19 protein-coding genes are annotated in these 16,987 nt (G+C 60.5%); 4 read left to right on the top strand and 15 right to left on the bottom strand.

The window, feature by feature from the left end:
* Positions 1 to 126: 126 nt before the first annotated feature.
* Positions 127 to 957, bottom strand: coding sequence for a DUF6473 family protein (locus P1U55_RS07165; protein ID WP_301046850.1), 831 nt, complete (start codon positions 955 to 957; stop codon positions 127 to 129).
* Positions 958 to 1,133: 176 nt separating this feature from the next.
* Here P1U55_RS07165 and P1U55_RS07160 point away from each other — a divergent pair, with 176 nt between their 5' ends.
* Positions 1,134 to 2,009 (top strand): 3-hydroxybutyryl-CoA dehydrogenase, encoded by an 876-nt coding sequence (locus tag P1U55_RS07160; RefSeq protein ID WP_301046849.1) that lies wholly within the window; start codon positions 1,134 to 1,136, stop codon positions 2,007 to 2,009.
* Positions 2,010 to 2,114: 105 nt separating this feature from the next.
* Here the strand turns inward: P1U55_RS07160 and P1U55_RS07155 are convergent, their stop codons facing one another.
* The 14 genes from P1U55_RS07155 to P1U55_RS07090 form a co-directional block, all read right to left on the bottom strand.
* Complete coding sequence (locus P1U55_RS07155; protein WP_301046848.1) at positions 2,115 to 3,176, bottom strand: YeeE/YedE family protein; 1,062 nt, start codon at positions 3,174 to 3,176, stop codon at positions 2,115 to 2,117.
* A 74-nt stretch (positions 3,177 to 3,250) separates the two neighbouring features.
* Complete coding sequence (gene hemA, locus P1U55_RS07150; RefSeq protein ID WP_301046847.1) at positions 3,251 to 4,474, bottom strand: 5-aminolevulinate synthase; 1,224 nt, start codon at positions 4,472 to 4,474, stop codon at positions 3,251 to 3,253.
* 8 nt (positions 4,475 to 4,482) lie between these two features.
* Positions 4,483 to 4,911, bottom strand: coding sequence for a DUF302 domain-containing protein (locus tag P1U55_RS07145; RefSeq protein WP_301046846.1), 429 nt, complete (start codon positions 4,909 to 4,911; stop codon positions 4,483 to 4,485).
* A gap of 90 nt (positions 4,912 to 5,001) precedes the next feature.
* Positions 5,002 to 6,270 carry an NAD(P)/FAD-dependent oxidoreductase gene (locus tag P1U55_RS07140; protein WP_301046845.1) on the bottom strand — a complete coding sequence of 423 codons (1,269 nt, stop codon included), beginning with the start codon at positions 6,268 to 6,270 and terminating at the stop codon, positions 5,002 to 5,004.
* A gap of 31 nt (positions 6,271 to 6,301) precedes the next feature.
* Positions 6,302 to 7,009, bottom strand: a complete 708-nt coding sequence (locus P1U55_RS07135; protein WP_301046844.1) for a c-type cytochrome — start codon at positions 7,007 to 7,009, stop codon at positions 6,302 to 6,304.
* On the bottom strand, positions 7,006 to 8,247 hold the full coding sequence (locus tag P1U55_RS07130) for a c-type cytochrome (RefSeq protein ID WP_301046843.1): 1,242 nt from the start codon (positions 8,245 to 8,247) through the stop codon (positions 7,006 to 7,008). Before P1U55_RS07130 ends, P1U55_RS07135 begins: the two co-directional genes overlap by 4 nt.
* Positions 8,231 to 9,511 carry a sulfite dehydrogenase gene (gene soxC / locus P1U55_RS07125; protein ID WP_301046842.1) on the bottom strand — a complete coding sequence of 427 codons (1,281 nt, stop codon included), beginning with the start codon at positions 9,509 to 9,511 and terminating at the stop codon, positions 8,231 to 8,233. Before soxC ends, P1U55_RS07130 begins: the two co-directional genes overlap by 17 nt.
* Positions 9,512 to 9,553: 42 nt before the next feature.
* Positions 9,554 to 11,251, bottom strand: coding sequence for a thiosulfohydrolase SoxB (gene soxB, locus P1U55_RS07120; protein ID WP_301046841.1), 1,698 nt, complete (start codon positions 11,249 to 11,251; stop codon positions 9,554 to 9,556).
* 108 nt (positions 11,252 to 11,359) lie between these two features.
* The gene (gene soxA / locus P1U55_RS07115) at positions 11,360 to 12,148 is read right to left on the bottom strand and encodes a sulfur oxidation c-type cytochrome SoxA (RefSeq protein ID WP_301046853.1); all 789 of its coding nucleotides are present in this window, start codon (positions 12,146 to 12,148) and stop codon (positions 11,360 to 11,362) included.
* A gap of 97 nt (positions 12,149 to 12,245) precedes the next feature.
* Positions 12,246 to 12,575 carry a thiosulfate oxidation carrier complex protein SoxZ gene (gene soxZ / locus P1U55_RS07110; RefSeq protein WP_301046840.1) on the bottom strand — a complete coding sequence of 110 codons (330 nt, stop codon included), beginning with the start codon at positions 12,573 to 12,575 and terminating at the stop codon, positions 12,246 to 12,248.
* A gap of 24 nt (positions 12,576 to 12,599) precedes the next feature.
* Positions 12,600 to 13,019, bottom strand: a complete 420-nt coding sequence (gene soxY / locus P1U55_RS07105) for a thiosulfate oxidation carrier protein SoxY (protein ID WP_301046839.1) — start codon at positions 13,017 to 13,019, stop codon at positions 12,600 to 12,602.
* Positions 13,020 to 13,072: 53 nt separating this feature from the next.
* Positions 13,073 to 13,543, bottom strand: a complete 471-nt coding sequence (gene soxX, locus P1U55_RS07100) for a sulfur oxidation c-type cytochrome SoxX (RefSeq protein ID WP_301046838.1) — start codon at positions 13,541 to 13,543, stop codon at positions 13,073 to 13,075.
* A 135-nt stretch (positions 13,544 to 13,678) separates the two neighbouring features.
* The gene (locus P1U55_RS07095; protein WP_301046837.1) at positions 13,679 to 14,239 is read right to left on the bottom strand and encodes a thioredoxin family protein; all 561 of its coding nucleotides are present in this window, start codon (positions 14,237 to 14,239) and stop codon (positions 13,679 to 13,681) included.
* Between the two features lie 19 nt (positions 14,240 to 14,258).
* Positions 14,259 to 14,999, bottom strand: a complete 741-nt coding sequence (locus tag P1U55_RS07090; protein WP_301046836.1) for a cytochrome c biogenesis protein CcdA — start codon at positions 14,997 to 14,999, stop codon at positions 14,259 to 14,261.
* An 86-nt stretch (positions 15,000 to 15,085) separates the two neighbouring features.
* Here P1U55_RS07090 and P1U55_RS07085 point away from each other — a divergent pair, with 86 nt between their 5' ends.
* From P1U55_RS07085 to P1U55_RS07075, 3 genes are read left to right on the top strand one after another with little or no spacing between them, the layout of a single operon-like run.
* Positions 15,086 to 15,466, top strand: coding sequence for a hypothetical protein (locus tag P1U55_RS07085; protein ID WP_301046835.1), 381 nt, complete (start codon positions 15,086 to 15,088; stop codon positions 15,464 to 15,466).
* Positions 15,467 to 15,507: 41 nt separating this feature from the next.
* Positions 15,508 to 15,861: a metalloregulator ArsR/SmtB family transcription factor gene (locus P1U55_RS07080; protein WP_301046834.1), complete on the top strand. Its 354-nt coding sequence runs from the start codon at positions 15,508 to 15,510 to the stop codon at positions 15,859 to 15,861.
* 40 nt (positions 15,862 to 15,901) lie between these two features.
* Positions 15,902 to 16,972 carry a YeeE/YedE family protein gene (locus tag P1U55_RS07075; protein ID WP_301046833.1) on the top strand — a complete coding sequence of 357 codons (1,071 nt, stop codon included), beginning with the start codon at positions 15,902 to 15,904 and terminating at the stop codon, positions 16,970 to 16,972.
* Positions 16,973 to 16,987 lie beyond the last annotated feature (15 nt).

The following is a 16,987-nucleotide window of genomic DNA, read 5'->3' as shown; positions in this document are numbered from 1 at the left end:
AACTGCTCGAAAAACTCTGACAAAAGGCGGGTTCCCCCGCCTCACTTAAGGGGGGGGTCCCCACATAAGGGGGGGGTCCCCATCCCACATAACAAAAGGCCCGCCAGAAATGGCGGGCCTTTCTCGTTAGCTGACGTGCCTTTGGACAGCTGCCACGAGCGACTTGGCGATCTCCTGATGCACCCTTGGCCCCGGCATTTCGGCGGCGGCGGGGGCTTCAAGCTCGGAATAGTGCATTCCTTTGGTTCCCGCGCCCCAGGCCTCTGCGCTGGGGGCGATCTGGACGATGCCGGCAAGATGCGGGCGCAGGGTTGCGACCATGTCCTCATCAATGAACAACGGCTCATTGCCGAGGCAATCATTGGTGTCATCGTCGCGCTCGCGCTCATCGCGCACCCATAGCAGCACGACCTTGCCTTCGATCGTGTCGAGCATGGTGAGCATCCGGGCGACCCATGCGGCCTTCAACTCATCGACGACCACGGCGTATTTTTCTTCGCTCACCCGGCGCAGGGTGGCGAGCATATGCCGTGTGAAGCTGAACTCGGTGAAATCCACCTCGCGAAACAGGGTTTTCATCAGGCTGGAGGCCCTTAAAAACCTGTCATTCCGGCGTGGATGCACAGCATAGAACCGATTGGACATGTTCTGTGCGCCCATCGCCTGCACAACCGTCACATCGGCCCTGGCGGCGGCATCCATCAATGTGGGATCGTTTACATAGAGTCCGGCGCCCGCGTTCAGGCAGCCGAAGTTGACACATTTCTTGCCGGTTTCTTCCTCGATCAGGAATGGAAACGGTTTTTCAACGAATTTGCCATAAGTCTCGGTGCCACCGAAGAAGGCCGCATAGGGGCTTTCAAGCTTGCGCTTTGGCCCCCGAAACAGGAGCCGTGATTTGCCATAACGGCAATGCAAATATTCTAGAGCACTCAGCCCTGGATGTTCATAAGTCATCCCACCACCTCGCGTTGGTATCTAGTGATTTCACCCGAGGCTGAACCTGGCAGGAACCTCTTTCGATTCTGCTAAAGTTTACAATTGTAGGGGGATTTCGCTTCGCGCTCGCCCCTTGCTGCACTCGCAGCATCAGCATAGGCTGCCGACGAACAGCGAGTGGAGTAATGAAAGCGATGGAGATCCAGACAATTGGCGTGGTTGGAGCGGGCCAGATGGGCAACGGGATTGCTCATGTGCTGGCGCTTGCCGGGTATGACGTAACGCTCAACGATATCTCGCAAGAGGCGCTTGATGACGCGCTCGCCAAGGTGCGCACCAACATGGATCGCCAAGTCACGCGCGAAAAGATTAGCGCCGAGGAGCGCGATGGGGCGTTGGCGCGGATTTCCACCACGCTCACGCTCACCGATCTGGGCCCGTCTGACCTGATCATCGAGGCCGCGACCGAGCGGGAAACGGTGAAAACCGCAATCTTTGAAGACCTGGTGCCGCATCTGAAGCCGGACACGATCTTGAGTTCGAACACCTCGTCAATTTCGATCACGCGGCTGGCCTCGCGCACCGACCGGCCTGAAAAGTTCATGGGATTTCACTTCATGAACCCGGTGCCGGTGATGCAGCTTGTGGAACTGATCCGCGGCATTGCCACCGATGAGCCAACCTTCAAGGCCTGCGCCTCGGTCGTGGACAAGCTGGGCAAAACGGCCTCAACCGCCGAGGATTTTCCGGCGTTTATCGTCAACCGCATCCTGATGCCGATGATCAACGAAGCGGTTTACACGCTTTATGAAGGTGTGGGGAACGTGAAATCCATCGACATGGCGATGAAGCTGGGCGCGAACCATCCGATGGGGCCGCTGGAGTTGGCAGATTTCATTGGGCTCGACACCTGCCTTGCGATCATGAACGTGCTGCATGACGGGCTGGCGGACACCAAGTATCGGCCCTGCCCGCTGCTGACCAAATATGTGGAGGCCGGATGGCTGGGCCGCAAAACCGAGCGCGGCTTTTATGACTATCGCGGCGAAGCGCCGGTGCCGACGCGCTAAAGCATGTTGCTCAAAAGTGGGAACCGGTTTTGAGCTTCTCGAACATGCGAAATCAATAAGTTGGAGCGTGTCGCGTGAATTCGAATGAACGCGACACGCTCTAGGCTAAGCCACCACTGCGGCAGGGCCGTGATTGAGCAAGCGGTGGGTGGCCATGGCCGAAACCCACATGCACAACAGGGCCAGCCAGGCGGTGCTGCTGAGGGCCGAGCCGCCCGTGACCCCTGCCCCAACCGCGCAGCCCCCGGCGAGCATGGCGCCAAAGCCCATGAGGACACCGCCGATCAGGTAACGCTCCATTGGAGTATCGGGCTGGAAACGCTGGATTGCGAACTCCCCCGAGAGCAGGGCCGCAAGGAATGAGCCAACAAAGACGCCCGGCACCAGCCCCACCCCGAAGGAAAGCGGCAGGTCAGGGCGGTTGACGAGGCCCATCAGCGTATCGGTGGCGGGGCCGGTGAAGGTGATCGAGGAAACGGACACCGGCTCGAAGGCGATCCGGCTGGCCTGATAGGTAAGGAGCCAGCCCAGCGCCACGGCGCTGCCCACGAGGACGGACCAGAGGATCACCGGGAGGGATTTACCGGCGTAGCGATAGGCCCAGAAGGCGGTGGCGAGCAGGGCAAGGCAGCCCCCGATGGCAAGGCCGGTGGTGGGCAGCGAGAGCATTTCCCCCAGATTGCGGCCTGCGCCGGGGGGCACTGTCCAGAGCGAGAACAGCCACACCCGCGCCGGTGCAAGGACGCCGGTAAGCGAGGCCTGCGCGATGAGGGTGAGGACAAGGCCAGAGATCAGCGCCCGCAAGTTGCCGGTGGCCGACAGCACCAGCAGCCGCGAGGCGCAGCCCCGCGCAAGGATCATTCCGATGCCAAACATCACCCCGCCGATCACCGCGCCCGAGATCGAACCGGGTTGGGCAAACTGGCGGGCATCGTCAAGCTCCAGCCAGCCAAGCGCCAGGAAACTCTGCACCAGCGCCAGGGCGGCGGTGAACACCAGCAGCCAAACCGCGATTTTGGGGCCAAAGCTGCCCTCGGCCAGCTCGATGGTGGCCGCCCTCAGGCAAAAGCGGGAGCGTTGGGCCGCAGCGCCGAACAGCACACCAACAAGCAGACCCAGAAGGGCAATCGAGGGGGCTTCGCCGAGGGTATCGAACAGCCAGAGCATAGGGGCACCTTGGGTTTTGGCCAAGCTAGGCGCGCGGGTTTCAACCGTCCTTGATCTGCCTCAACCGCTTTATTTTACTGGGCGGCGAGCGGCATACGAGCCAGCTCACACTGCGCCCAAAGGGTGGCCAGGGCGGTGACGAGCCGGTCAACATCCTCCGCCGAGTGGACGGGCGAGGGCGTGATGCGCAGCCGCTCGGTGCCCTTGGGCACGGTGGGGTAGTTGATGGGCTGGATGTAGATGCCGTGCTCTGCGAGGAGCAGATCGGAGATGTATTTGCACTTCACCGGATCGCCCACCATCACCGGGATGATATGCGAAGGGTTGTCGATATGCGGGATGCCAAGCGCATCGAGCCGGGTGCGCACCTCGGCCACACGGGCCTGATGGGCGGTGCGCTCTGCGGTGCTGGCCTTGAGGTGGCGCACCGAGGCGGCAGCACCGGCGGCCACGGCGGGCGGCAGGGCGGTGGTGAAGATGAAGCCGGAGGCGAAGCTGCGCACGAAATCGACCAGATCGGTAGAGGCCGCGATATAGCCGCCCATGACGCCGAAAGCCTTGCCAAGCGTGCCCTCTATCACGGTGATACGGTCCATCAACCCTTCCCGCTCGGCCACGCCGCCGCCGCGCGGGCCGTAAAGGCCAACGGCGTGCACCTCATCAAGGTAAGTCATCGCGTTGTAACGCTCTGCCAGATCACAGATTTCCGCGATTGGGGCGATGTCACCATCCATCGAATAGACGCTCTCGAAGGCGATGAGTTTGGGCGCATCAAGCGGCAGGGAGGCGAGCTTTTCCTCAAGGTCGGCAAGGTCATTATGGCGCCAGATCATGCGATCTGCCTTGGACTGGCGGATGCCTTCGATCATGGAGGCGTGGTTCAACGCGTCCGACAGCACGGTGAGGCCGGGGATGCGCCCCGCGAGCGTGCCGAGCGCGGCCCAGTTGGACACATAGCCCGAGGTGAAGAGCAGCGCGGCTTCCTTGCCGTGCAGATCGGCCAGCTCTGCCTCAAGCTCGACATGGGCGTGGGTGGTACCGGAGATATTGCGGGTTCCACCTGCTCCGGCGCCGCTTGCATCAATGGCGCTGTGCATCGCGGCGAGCACATCGGGGTGCTGGCCCATGCCGAGATAGTCGTTGGAGCACCAGATCGTCACCTCGCCCTCGCCCGGCCCGCCACGGCAGGCGGCGGAGGGAAACGCGCCGCGATGGCGCTCAAGGTTGGCAAACACGCGGTAATTGCCCTCATCGCGCAGGGTATCGAGCGCCGAGCGAAAGAAATTCTGGTAATCCATGGTGGTCTTCAGTCTCCTTTGGCTTCGGCGATGATGCCCTCAAGCAGCGCCTCGACCATGTCCATCGGGCCTGCGGGATAATCCCGGTGGCCGATCTGCACCTTGCCGTCACGGTCGATCACGAAGATCGCGTAGGGGCAGTGCTGGATGTTCATCGGATCGGCTTCCATCACCTGGCGCGACACCACGGCCGAGCAGAAGAGGAAGATATCAGCCGCGTCAAACAGCTTTACATCCGAGCCAACATCCGCGCCGGTGCGGTTGAGCATATCGCCGGTGTGGCTGGTGAAATCAATCACCAGACCCTGCCCGACAATAGCGGATTCAACGGCAAAGGTGGCATCATCGAAGCTGCCATCAAAGTCATGCAAGACCGGCTCCTGGGCCAAAGCGGCGGTGGGCATGGCGAAGGCCAGCGCGAGCAATAGTCTCTTCATGGGGTTTCCTCCTCTACGGTCCGTTAACTTTAGCCTGAATGGCCCTCCGGCGGCGTGATTTAGATCAAACCACCGCCGGAGATGCGGGTTTTAGCCAAACATGTCGGCGGTGATACCGGCATACCAACCAACGCTTTCCTCGTAGGTGGCCTTGCGCAGCGCGGCGTCTTCGCCGGTTTGCGAGATGAAGCCATCAACCTTGGCGATCTTCTCTGGCGTGGCCTCATAGGTAGCGCCCACCTTCACGCCATCATCGGTATCAATCAGCGACCAGCAGGTATTGGCAAACTTCGCCGGAAACACCTTGGAGCCGGTGAGCGCGCCGCGGATCGCATTGGCAGCAACCTTGGCCTGGCTGTTGGCCGAAAAGCCGGATTTGGGCATATCGCCCTGCGCGGCGGCGTCGCCCAGAACATGGATGTTTTCATCCATCCGGGACGACATATCGGCGGCGTTGACAGGCGCCCAGTTGCCCTCGGTGATGCCTGCCATTTCGGCGATGTGGCCCGCTTTCTGGCCCGCAATCACGTTGCACACATCAACCTTTTCGACCGAGCCGTCGATGGTGACGGTCATCTCATCGGGGTTTACCTCTACCTTGTCACCGCCAAAATCGGGGCCGATCCGCTCGACCATGCCGCCATAGTGCTTTTGCCAGCCTTCCTCAAAGAGCGCCTGCTTTGAGTACTTCTCTTTCGGGTCCACGATGAGGATCTTGGCGGTGGGGTTTTTGGCCTTCAGCACATGGGCCACCATCGAGATCCGTTCATAGGGGCCGGGCGGGCAGCGGTAGGGATTGGGTGGGGCAACCATGCAATAGGTGCCGCCTTCGGGCATGGATTCGATCTGCGCTTTCAGCAGCTCGGATTGCGATCCGGCCTTATAGGCATGGGGCATCTTGTTTTGCGACAGGGCAGACCAGCCGGGCACCGAACCTTCGACAAAGTCGATGCCGGGCGAGACGACCAGCTTGTCATAGGGCACGGAGCCGCCGCCAGCGAGAGCTACGGCTTTGGCATCACGGTCCACGCCAACGGCCCAGTCATGCACCACATTCACCCCGTATTCAGCGGCCAGGGTGCCATAGCTGTGGGCGATCGAAGAAAGATCGCGCAGGCCGCCAAGATAGAGGTTGGAGAAAAAGCAGGTGTAATAGGTGCGGGTTGGCTCGATCAGCACGACATCAAGCTCCCCCTTGCTGTCCTTGGCCAGATAGCGCGCCACCGTGGCCCCACCAGCGCCGCCGCCGATCACCACGACGCGGGGTTTGCCATGCGAGGCCCCCATCACCATTGGTGCCCCAAAAGTGGCCGCGCCGGCCACGGTTGTTCCGAGGAACGTCCTGCGGTTGAGTTTCATGTTTTTCCTCCCTCTTCCATTCGACGTGACCCTACTCCTCCGGAGCCACAAAATATGCAGCCAGGGCCGCAATCTCCTCGTCGCTCAACCGGCCTGCGATCATGTTCATGACCGGGTGAATGCGCTTTTTCGCCTTGTAGGCGTGCATGGCGAGCACAAAATCCTCTTCGGGCCAGAGCACGATAGAGGGGATGCCCTCATCGCCGCCGGAAGCCTGATGGCAGGTGGTGCATTCAGACGACAGATATGCACCATACTCCGGATCCCCGACCAGCGCGAGGATCTCGGGATCAAGATCATGGTCGGTTGGTGCGGCGGTTGGATCGGCCTCGGGGATATTGGCGGGCGACACGGAGAAGCTGCGCAGGTAGGCGATGAGATCGAGCCTGTCTTGCTTATCGGGCAGGCCGCGGAAGCTCATCCTTGTGCCGGGGACCATTTGCCTGGGGGTTTCGAGAAAGGTATCGAGCGTGTCGGCGTGCCACTCCAGCCCCTTTGCGCCCGCCCGTTTGAACGCCTTGGAATAGGCAAACCCCTCAACCGAGGCGGCCTGACGGGAGAACAGGGAATTGAGCGTGGGGCCGATGCGGTTTTTGGCCTTGGCCCCAACCATATGGCAGCCTTTGCATTGGGCGAAGACCTTTTCACCACGCTCGGCATCGCCAAACTCATCGGCCACGGCCCCCTGCCCCAAAAGGCAGAGAGCCGCGACCAGAGAGAGGAGTTTGGGTGCCGTCATTCAGGGAAGGTGCTGAGGTATGCGGTGACGGCGTCGATATCTTCGGGCTTTTTCAAGCCGTTAAAGGACATTCTGGTTTTCTTGATGAAGGTTCTTGGCTTGGTCAGAAACTCGTGCATGGTTTCCGGTGTCCACACGAGGCCCTCTTCGCCTGCGTCTTTCATCGCCTTGGAATACTTGAAACCTTCGAGCGTGGCCGCCTTGCGCCCGACGATCCCGTTGAGCAGGGGGCCGGTTTTATTGGAGGCATCGGGGCCAACCTGATGGCAGGCCTGGCACTTCTTGAAGACCTTTTCGCCCTTGGCGATCAGCTCCGGATCAGCGGCGGCGATTTCGGCTTCTGATACCATCTCCTCGGCTTCGGCGATCGCTTCAACAGCAGCTTCATCGGCGGGGGCTTCGGTGGTGGCCTCTTCGGTGGGCTCATCGGCCTCGGGCTCACCGGCGGCAGGCTCATCGGGGGTTACATCAAGCACCGTGGCGCGCATGGTGATCTCGACGTTTTCCTTGCAGTTTTCCATGCAGGGTTCGGTGCGCCACTTGGTGTATTCCGTCTCGGGCCGGTCATCGACGATGAAGCCATTGGCGTTGGGCATTTCGACATCGAGGAAGTTCTCGTTGGAGAGGACGAAATCATCCTCAACGAGGAAGTTGGAGTAGAGAATATAGGCGACGATGGCATAGGTATCATCCGCCGACATGGTTTGCGCCGCGCCAAACGGCATGGAGCGGTGAACGTAGTCAAAAGCGGTGGAAAGGTAGGGCCAGTAGGAGCCGACGGTCTTGAGCGGATCGTCATCTGCAAGGGTATCGTCGCCGCCGGCGAGCTTGGGCCAGTTGCCCGACCCTTCGGCAAACTCACCGTGGCAGACGGCGCAATTGTCGGAGAAGATCATCTCGCCATCTTCAACCGAACCGGAACCAACGGGCAGGCCGCGCCCATCGGGGAAAACCTTGACATCCCAGGCGGCGATTTCCTCATCAGTGGCCGGGCGACCGAGGCCATGTTTGGCACCAGCGGGCACGGCGGCCTCTTTTGTGGCGGCGTCTTCATCGGCGCGAGCTATCGCTTCAGCGCTTTCGGCGCTGTGGCTTTCGGCTTTAGCGGGTGTCACGATCCGGTCACGCGCGGGGGCGGGCATATCAACGACGAACTGGTCCGCCAGAAAATAGGCGCTGCCCAGAACCGCTACCATACCCGTGGCCGCAGGGGCGAAAATATTAAGAAACTTCGACATTTTCAGCCTCCCCATTGGCTTTCACATGCCAGGTTTGAATGCAGTTGTTGTGGTAAACCGAGTTTAGGCCGCGCACCTCACGCAGTTGGGTTTTGGTGGGCTGAACATAGCCGGTTTCGTCAATCGCGCGGGATTGCAGCAGCATTTCCTCGCCGTTCCACTCGGTATCAAGGTAAAAACGGGTGAGCGCCTTGTTGTCGCCCTGGGTGCCAAGCCGCGCGGTTTCCCAGGTTTTGCCGCCATCCTTGGATACATCAACCCGGACGATCTTGCCGTGGCCGGACCACGCCATGCCGGTGATCACCAGAGGTCCGTGGCCGTGGGTGATGGGCATTTGCGGGCTGGGCGAGGAGACGACGGATTTGGCGTCCATCACCCATGTCCACTTGCGCGAGGTGCCGTCGGCCAAGGTGTCGGTATATTTGGAGGTTTCCTCACGGCTTTCAACGGCGGCGTCTGTCACCTCGATGCGGCGCAGCCATTTGACCCACATGTTGCCTTCCCATCCCGGCACCACAAGGCGCACCGGGTAACCGTGCTCCATGCGCAGCGCCTCGCCGTTGGCCTTGAAGGCCACGAGGCAATCATCCAGCGCCTTTTCCATCGGGATCGAGCGACCGTTTGACGAGGCATCCGCCCCCTCAACGTAGACCCACTTATTGGCAAAATCACCCGCCTTGGCGAGACCCGCCTCCTCCAGCAGGGTGCGCAGGGGGATGCCGGAATATTCCATGTTGTGGATCATGCCGTGGGTGAATTGCGCGCCGTTCAACTGCGCGCCGGCCCACTCCATGCCGGTGTTGGCGGCACATTCGCAGAAATACACATGGTTCTCGCGCGGGAAACGCTCAAGATCTTCGTAGGTAAAGACCAGCGGCTGATCGACGAGGCCGTTGATCATCAGGCGGTAGTCTTCCTTTTTCAGCTCGATCGCGCCGGAGTGGTGGCGCTCAAAGGCGCAGCCCTGCGGGGTAATCGTGCCATCGAGCGCGTGGATCGGCGTGAAGTTGATCGAGGAAATCGTATCAGCGGTGAGCCACGGCACGTTGCGGCGGATCACATCTCCCTCAAACTCGATAGGCATGCCGTAAGGCGTGGCGTCAACGCCCTCGCCCAGGCTCATCGCCCAATCCTGCACCTCGGTGATCAGCGGATCCCCCTCGGCCCTGGCGGCTCCTGCGGCCATGGCACCGGCTCCGGCGGCGGCGGCACCAGCCAGAAAGCCACGGCGCGAGGTCTTTTGACCTGTCGTTTCGTCGCTCATGCGTTTTGGCTCCTTCACTCGTGTTTTCAAAGGGGTGCGGCGTTACTCCACCACAACCTTCACGTTGTCATGGTCGGCCACGGTAACCGTGCCGAGCTTCTTGATATGGCTTTCGACCACGTCCCAGATTTGCGGCCCTTCGGTGCCCTCGTTGACCGAGGCCCAGCCCGCGACCACATAACTTTTGGACGCGTCAATCGGCGCGCCGGTCTTCAGCAGGGTCATGTTGGAGATGCGATCGCCCGCGGGCTTGTTCACATCAACCTGGTAGCCCATGCCGCCGATGCGAACCATGTCGCCGCCCTGCTGGTAGTAGGGATCGGGGTTGAAGATGTTGTCGGCCACGTCTTCGAGGATCACCTTGATGAACTCGCCGGTCATCTCGGAGCGATAGGCCTTGCCGTAAGTCATTGAGGTGACATTAAAAATATCCTCGCGGGTGATATCATCACCGGGGATGAGCGAGGGGCCCCAACGCACGCCGGGCGACATGGCGATATCGGCCTCGCGCTCGGACAGGAGCGCATCGCAGATCAGGTCATCCCAGGTGCCGTTAAAGTTGCCGCGCCGGTAGAGCAATGTATCGGTCTGGCCGATCACCTCGGAAAGCTCCGATTGGAAGGGCGCGCGCTGCTCGTCGATCAGGGCCGAGATTTCGGCATCAGGCTCGATGACATCGGCGAAGATCGGGATCAGCTTGTGGCGAAAGCCCATCATCTTGCCATCGCGCACATCCAGATCAACCCGGCTGACGAACTTGCCGTTGGAGCCGGAGGCGATGAGGATCGTGTCACCCACAAGCACCGGCTCTGGCAGCGCATCATGGGTGTGGCCGGTGAGGATAACGTCGATTCCCGAAACCACGGAGGCCATGCGCTTATCAACATCAAAACCGTTGTGGGACAGGCAAACCACCAGCTCGGCCCCCTGCGCGCGGACCTCATCAACCATTTCCTGCATATGCTCATCGCGGATGCCAAAGGCATATTCGGGGAACATCCAGCCCGGATTGGCGATGGGCATATAGGGGAAGGCCTGGCCGATGACGGCGATCTTCACGCCGCCACGCTCGAAGAATTTATAGGGCGGGAACAGCTCGGCGGGTTCATCCCACTCGGCGTCAAAGATGTTTTGGCCAAGCGCGGCGAAAGGCAGGCTTTCGACCAGTTCGCTCACCCGCTCGGAGCCAAGGGTGAACTCCCAGTGGAAGGTCATCGCATCGGGCTTGAGCGCGTTCATCACGTTCACCATGTCCTGACCTTCGGTCTTGAGACAGGTGTAGGAGCCGTGCCAGGTGTCGCCGCCATCGAGCAGCAGCGCATCGGGGCGGGCGGCGCGGATCGCGTTGATCACGGTGGCGACACGGTCCATCCCGCCGACCTTGCCATAGGCCTGCGCGAGGGACGAAAAATCACCCGAGCTGAGCGCATAATGCGAGGGCGAGCCATCGGCGATGCCGTAAAGCTTGCGAAAATCGGCGCCGGTGACATGCGGCACCTCGCCCTTGTTGGGGCCAACGCCAAGGTTGACCGAGGGTTCGCGGAAATAGATCGGCTTGAGCTGTGCGTGGATGTCGGTGACGTGGATCAGCGACACGTTGCCAAAGGTATCAAACTCCAGAAGCTGGTCTTGCGTGAGGGACTGCTGGGCCGAAAGCCGCGCCCAATTGCCGAAGCCCGAAGCCCCAAGAACCGCCGAAGCGGCCATGCCGACCTGAAGAAAATCGCGGCGCGAAATCATCTGGAGTCACCCTTTTGACAGGCACTGGCGCAGATACATATACGCATAAGTGCATTTGTTTGATATGGAAACGACCTGTGCCCACGGTGGAACACAGGTCGCTTTGGTTCAGTTGCGGACCGAGGGCCCTTCGACCGAGAGACCATTGCCGCGCGAGGCGACATAGAGCTCAAGGGCGACAAACTCGGGCGAGCCGGGCGCGTAGGTGTGCGCACGGGTATCGCGGATGCAGCCCTTGAAGCGGTCATGCACCGAGTTCAGCTTGGTGTTTTTCAGCCGGTAGGTCGGGAAACCATTGGTTTGCCCCTGGCTGAGATGGTCGGCCCGGATCATGTTGCCGTAGTTGTCTTCGTGGCAATTTGCGCAGGACAGCTCAAGCTGGCCATACCGGGTGTAGTAGATCTCCTTGCCCTTTTCCCAGGTGGATTGGGCGGGGCCGTCGATGGCGACGTTCATCGGCATCCCACGCGAAACGCTTGACAGCAGCGCGACCATATCGGTCATGCCACGGGCATTATACTTCCACGCTTCGGCGCCCATGCGGGTTTCGCGGCAGTCGTTGACCTGCATCTCAAGGGTGCGGACCTCGCCAGCCTCTTCGTTCCACTTGGGATAGACGGCGCGCGCACCGGCCATTTCATCGGGCTCGCCGTGACAATCGGCACAGGACTTGCCCTCAGACCCTTCCGCGGTGGCCCATACATCCAATGCGGCCTCGACGCCGAGCATGCCCGGATTGTCAAAGTCGTCAATTTCAAAGGCCTGGGTCTCGTCGGAACGGAACCGCCAACCGGAGTAGATCGTATCGAAATTCTCGACATGCGCCGGGGCTTTCGTTTCGGTCACGATCTCGATTTCGCCATTGATGACAAGCTGATCCTCATCCGGATCAGCCATTGCAGCCCCCGCCAGAACGGTGGCCGCTGCCAGTGCGATATAGCTTGCGCTTTTGCTTGCTAATTTAATCACGCTTTCCTCCCTAGAAGCGCGGCGTTCAGCCGACGGTGATGTCTTTTGACTCAGTATAGGTTGAGCCATCGTCGTCCTGCCACGTGAACTCGAATGTGCCCGTTTCAGGCACGGTGGCCTCGAATTCGATGTAGGGGTTGGTCGAGATCGCCGGCTCGAGAACCACCTCAATCACGCTTTTGCCGTTAAAGGTGCAAGCGAAGTGATTGATGATGGAACGCGGGATCAGATTGCCGTCGCTGTCCTTGCGCTGACCGCTCTCCATTTTGTGGGAGATCAGCGTTTTGATGGTGATCGCCTCGCCAGCGGAGGCTTTCTTTGGGACTTTGACGCGGGGTTTTACACCAGATGCCATAGTTTTCGTCTCCTTGTCTCTGCCTCAGCCGCCGCAGCCGCCGATGGTTACTTTCACGGTCGCAGACGCCTTCTGGAAGGTGCCGTCGGGCATTTTGGCAATCGCCATCACGTCCTGGGTTTGGGCCAGGCGGATGCGAATGGAGCCAGACTGCGATGCGGCCAGCTCACCAAAGGTGAAGGTCGCGACAGCAGGCGTGGGATTGCCAGTTGCCAGAACCATGATCGACTCGGCGCCATCAGAGCTGACGCTGATCGGAACGGTGTTGCCGTTCTCGGCGATTTCGGGCGCGTCCACGGTTACGCCGCCATCGGCCACATCGGCGCCGCCGGTGAAGGCGGCCACGGCGTCGGCCACGGCATCGGCGTAGGTGGGCAGCGGCAGAACTGCCGCAACCGCCGCACCGGCACCGAGGAGAAGGGTTTCTCGTCTGCTGAGTTTCATCGGTTATGCCTCCTTGGGCCCCGCACGTTGGGGCCAGTGTCTTGGAATGTCAGTTAATCTTTGAGCGTCATCAGGAAGGACACCACATCCTCGACATCCTGCGCGCTGAGCAGCGGCTGAACATCTCCCTCAACGGGCTTGCCGGTATAGCCATTGCCCGGGCGGATGAAACCCTCGGTCCTGTAGAACGACGGCATCATCGTGCCTTCGAAGGTCATCTTGGCGTTGGCGACAAGGCCGCGCAGCTCGGCTTCGCTCCAGCGGTCGGCGGCGCCATCAAGCGAGGGGCCGACATTTCCCTGGAACGCCAGATGCGACAGCGCGCTCACCTCGTGACAGGCGATGCAGTTGCCCACACCCTTATCCATCAGCTTGGCGCCGTTTTCCGGGTTGCCGGGCGTTCCGCTCAGCGATGTGGTTACAGCGCCCTCTTCGTAAGTTACATCTGTGGGCGCGACCGCCTCGGCCGAAGCCAAGGACGCACAAGCCACCACAACAGACGCCAATCCTAGCGTTTTCTTCATGATCCCTCCCTTATACGCCACTTTCCTGCCTGTGGCGCAGATCGTTTGAACACCGTAGCGCACGGACCGTCCGCGACGCAACAACATATTCATTTAAGTGATTTCATACGCTACCATCGCCACGCAGCGACTCACCTAGCCGTTTTGCTCCATGAACTTACGCGCATGGTATTTCTGAAAAGTTTCATCCCCTTCGTACCCTTTTTCAAGCACCCAGTTGAAAAGGTTGATGGTCGTCCACTTGCCAAACGCACCCGGCATGTTTGCAACCGCAGCTTGCGGCGCACTCATACCCTCGCCCACCTCTTCGGGGAAAATGAGAATCGTTGGGGTGAACAGCGCGCCCCATTTTGAAACCATGTCCTTCTCGGGGAGCGCGGTTCCGTCAAAGTCGGTCACCTCGACATCGCCAAACATGTTGATCTGGATGACATAAAAGTTCTCCTCGATCAGCGATTTGACCTCGGGCAGCGAGAAGACCTCTTCATGCATCTTCTTGCAATAGATGCAGCCGCGCTGCTCGATCATCACCATCAGGCGCTTGCCCTCAGCGTTGGCCTCGGAGAGATCTTCGGAGAGATCCTTGAAGGTATCACGGAACCACGGTTCCTTGTGCAGGCCATCGTCACCGATCTCGGAGGCATGGAGCTGGGTGGCCAGCATCAGGCTGGCGAGGGCGAATAGAAATTTTTTCATCGGATTTGTTCTAACCTCTTCAGATTTGCGTAAAGCCGGGGAACATTTCGAGCATCCAGTTGGCGATATTATTGACCGAACCGGTGATGATGAGAATGGCAAAGACCACGAGCAGCGCACCCATCACCTTTTCCATCTTGCCAAGGTGCTTCTTGAAGGCCCCGGCGAATTGCATGAAGGGCGCGGTAAAGAGCGCCGCAAGGATGAAGGGCAGCACAACGCCCGCGCCGAAGATCACCACCATCATCAGCCCCTGCCAGGCGGTTTCATCCGTTGAGGCCATCATGAACACCCCGGTCAGAACGCCGCCCACGCAAGGGGTCCACCCGGCCATGAAGGCAAAGCCAACGAGATAGCTTGACCAGATGGTCATGTTGGAGGTGTCGCCCGCATCCATTTGCAGGGTGCGATCCAGAAAGCCGATCCGATACACGCCCAGAAAGTGCAGCCCCATGATGAACACGATGGCCGCTGCGAAATAACGAAACCAATCCATATTCTGCTTGAAGATCGTGGAGACGGCAAAGGCCCCCGCCCCGAGGATGGTGAACACCGTCATCATCCCGAGCGAAAACATCACCGCCGCCGCAATGAGCCGCAAGCGCGCGCCACGGGCCAGCGAGCCATCGGCGGTGATTTCGTTCATGCCGACGCCGGCCATGTAAGACAGGTAAAAAGGCACGATGGGCAGGATGCAGGGCGAGAAAAACACGATGATGCCGCCTACGAACGCGCCCCAAACGCTAATGTCCAATAACATTGAGCCCTCCCTGCCCTTCAAAACCTTGAGATAATCGCATTAACATATTATATTTGGTGAATGAAACATATCAATCCGGTTTAGTCATGCGTTTTATCGCCAAAATTGCGCTTTGCGCCGCGATCCTGCTGACGCCCTTGGTGGCGCGGGCGGAGACTGTTTTGATCATGGCCGAGGAAGAGGGCTGCGCGTGGTGTGCCCGCTGGTTGCAGGAAGTGGGGCCGGAATATCCGATCACCGCCGAAGGCCGCGCCGCGCCGCTGCGCCGGGTCGATGTGCGCCACCCGCCCGAAGACATTGCCTTTGACGCGCCGCTTTTTTACACACCAACCTTTGTTTTGGTGCGGGACGGTGAGGAATTGGGCCGGATTGAGGGCTATCCGGGCGAGGATTTCTTTTGGGGGTTGCTCGGCATGCTGTTGAAAGAGCATGGCATCGCGCTGGAAGACTCCGGCAGCACCGGGTGACAAAAAGGGGCCGCCGGACAACGGGGGCGAGAGAGAGAATGATGCTGGACGAACCAACAAAACTGCCGGTCTTCGACAAGAACATGTGCCCCGAAGACATGGATCGCATGGTGAGCAATGCCGAGAAAGCCTCGAACTTTCTCAAGGCGATCAGCCACGAGGGCCGGTTGATGATCTTGTGCCACCTGACCACCGGCGAAAAGACCGTGACCGAGCTGGAAGAGCTGCTTTCGGCCCGCCAGGCTGCCGTTTCCCAGCAGCTTTCGCGGCTGCGGCTGGAAGGCCTTGTCACACCGCGCCGTGATGGCAAGGCGATTTACTATTCCTTGACGGATGATCGCCCCAAGCAGATCATGGAAGTCGTCTACGACATGTTCTGCCGCGACGACGACTGACAGCCCAAGCCAAAGGCTGGACCTGGGGAGGTTTATCACAATGCTCGAAACCTCGCTGGAGGTCTTGGGAGACGCCAATGCCGTGGCCCTTGTGGGCCTGGTCGGCGGCCTCCTGTTGGGCCTCGCCGCGCGGATCGGGCGATTTTGCACGCTCGGCGCCATCGAGGACATGCTTTACGCCAATGACAGCCGCCGCTTGCGGATGTGGGGCATCGCCATTGGGCTGGCCATTCTTTCGCTAAATATCGCTACGGCAACGGGCCATTTTGATCCGGCGCGCACGGTATATCTTTCGCGTGACTGGGTCCCGATGGCCAGCATCGTGGGCGGCTTGCTGTTTGGCTACGGCATGGCGCTTGCGGGCAACTGCGGCTACGGCGCTTTGGCGCGGCTTGGCGGCGGCGATTTGCGGGGGTTCGTGATTGTGCTCGTCATGGGGTTATCGGCCTATGTGGTGCTTTCCGGGCCGCTGGCCTTTGCACGCGTCTGGCTGTTCCCGGTAGAGGACGGGCGGGCAACGGCGCAGGGGTTTGCCGATGGGTTGAGCGGCGCAACCGGCGTGGCCCCTTGGGCGGTGGGGAGCGCCGTGGGGGCGCTGATCCTGCTGTTTTCGATCGCGCATGGGCCAACATTGCGCTCTCCGCGCACGCTGACCTGGGGCACGGCAGTTGGCCTTGCGGTGGCATCGGGCTGGATCGGCACGTTCTGGGTGGCCGAAACCGGGTTTGACGGCGAGCGCATCACCACCCACACCTTCGCGCAGCCCCTTGGCGACACGATCTACTGGTTCATGACCGCGAGCGGAAACACCCTTTCCTTCAGCGTGGGCTCGGTGGCCGGAGTGCTGGCAGGGGCCTTCATTGGCTCGCTGTTCAAAGGGCATTTCCGCTGGGAAGCCTGCGAAGACCCGCGGGAATTGAAGCGGCAAATGCTGGGCGCGGCGCTTATGGGGCCCGGCGCGATCCTGGCAATGGGATGCTCTGTTGGCCAAGGGATTTCAGCGTTTTCCGTGCTGGCTTATTCGGCCCCGGTGACCTTTGCGGCGATCTTCGCGGGCGCGGCCCTGGGCTTGAAACAACTGATCACCGGCTTTCACCTCGCACGGCCTTGAGGGCTTGCCACGCCG

Source organism: Vannielia sp., assembly GCF_029212645.1.
Classification (GTDB): Bacteria; Pseudomonadota; Alphaproteobacteria; order Rhodobacterales; family Rhodobacteraceae; genus Vannielia.
Note: the sequence above shows the minus strand (reverse complement) of the source record. Positions and strands in the feature narration are given on the sequence as shown.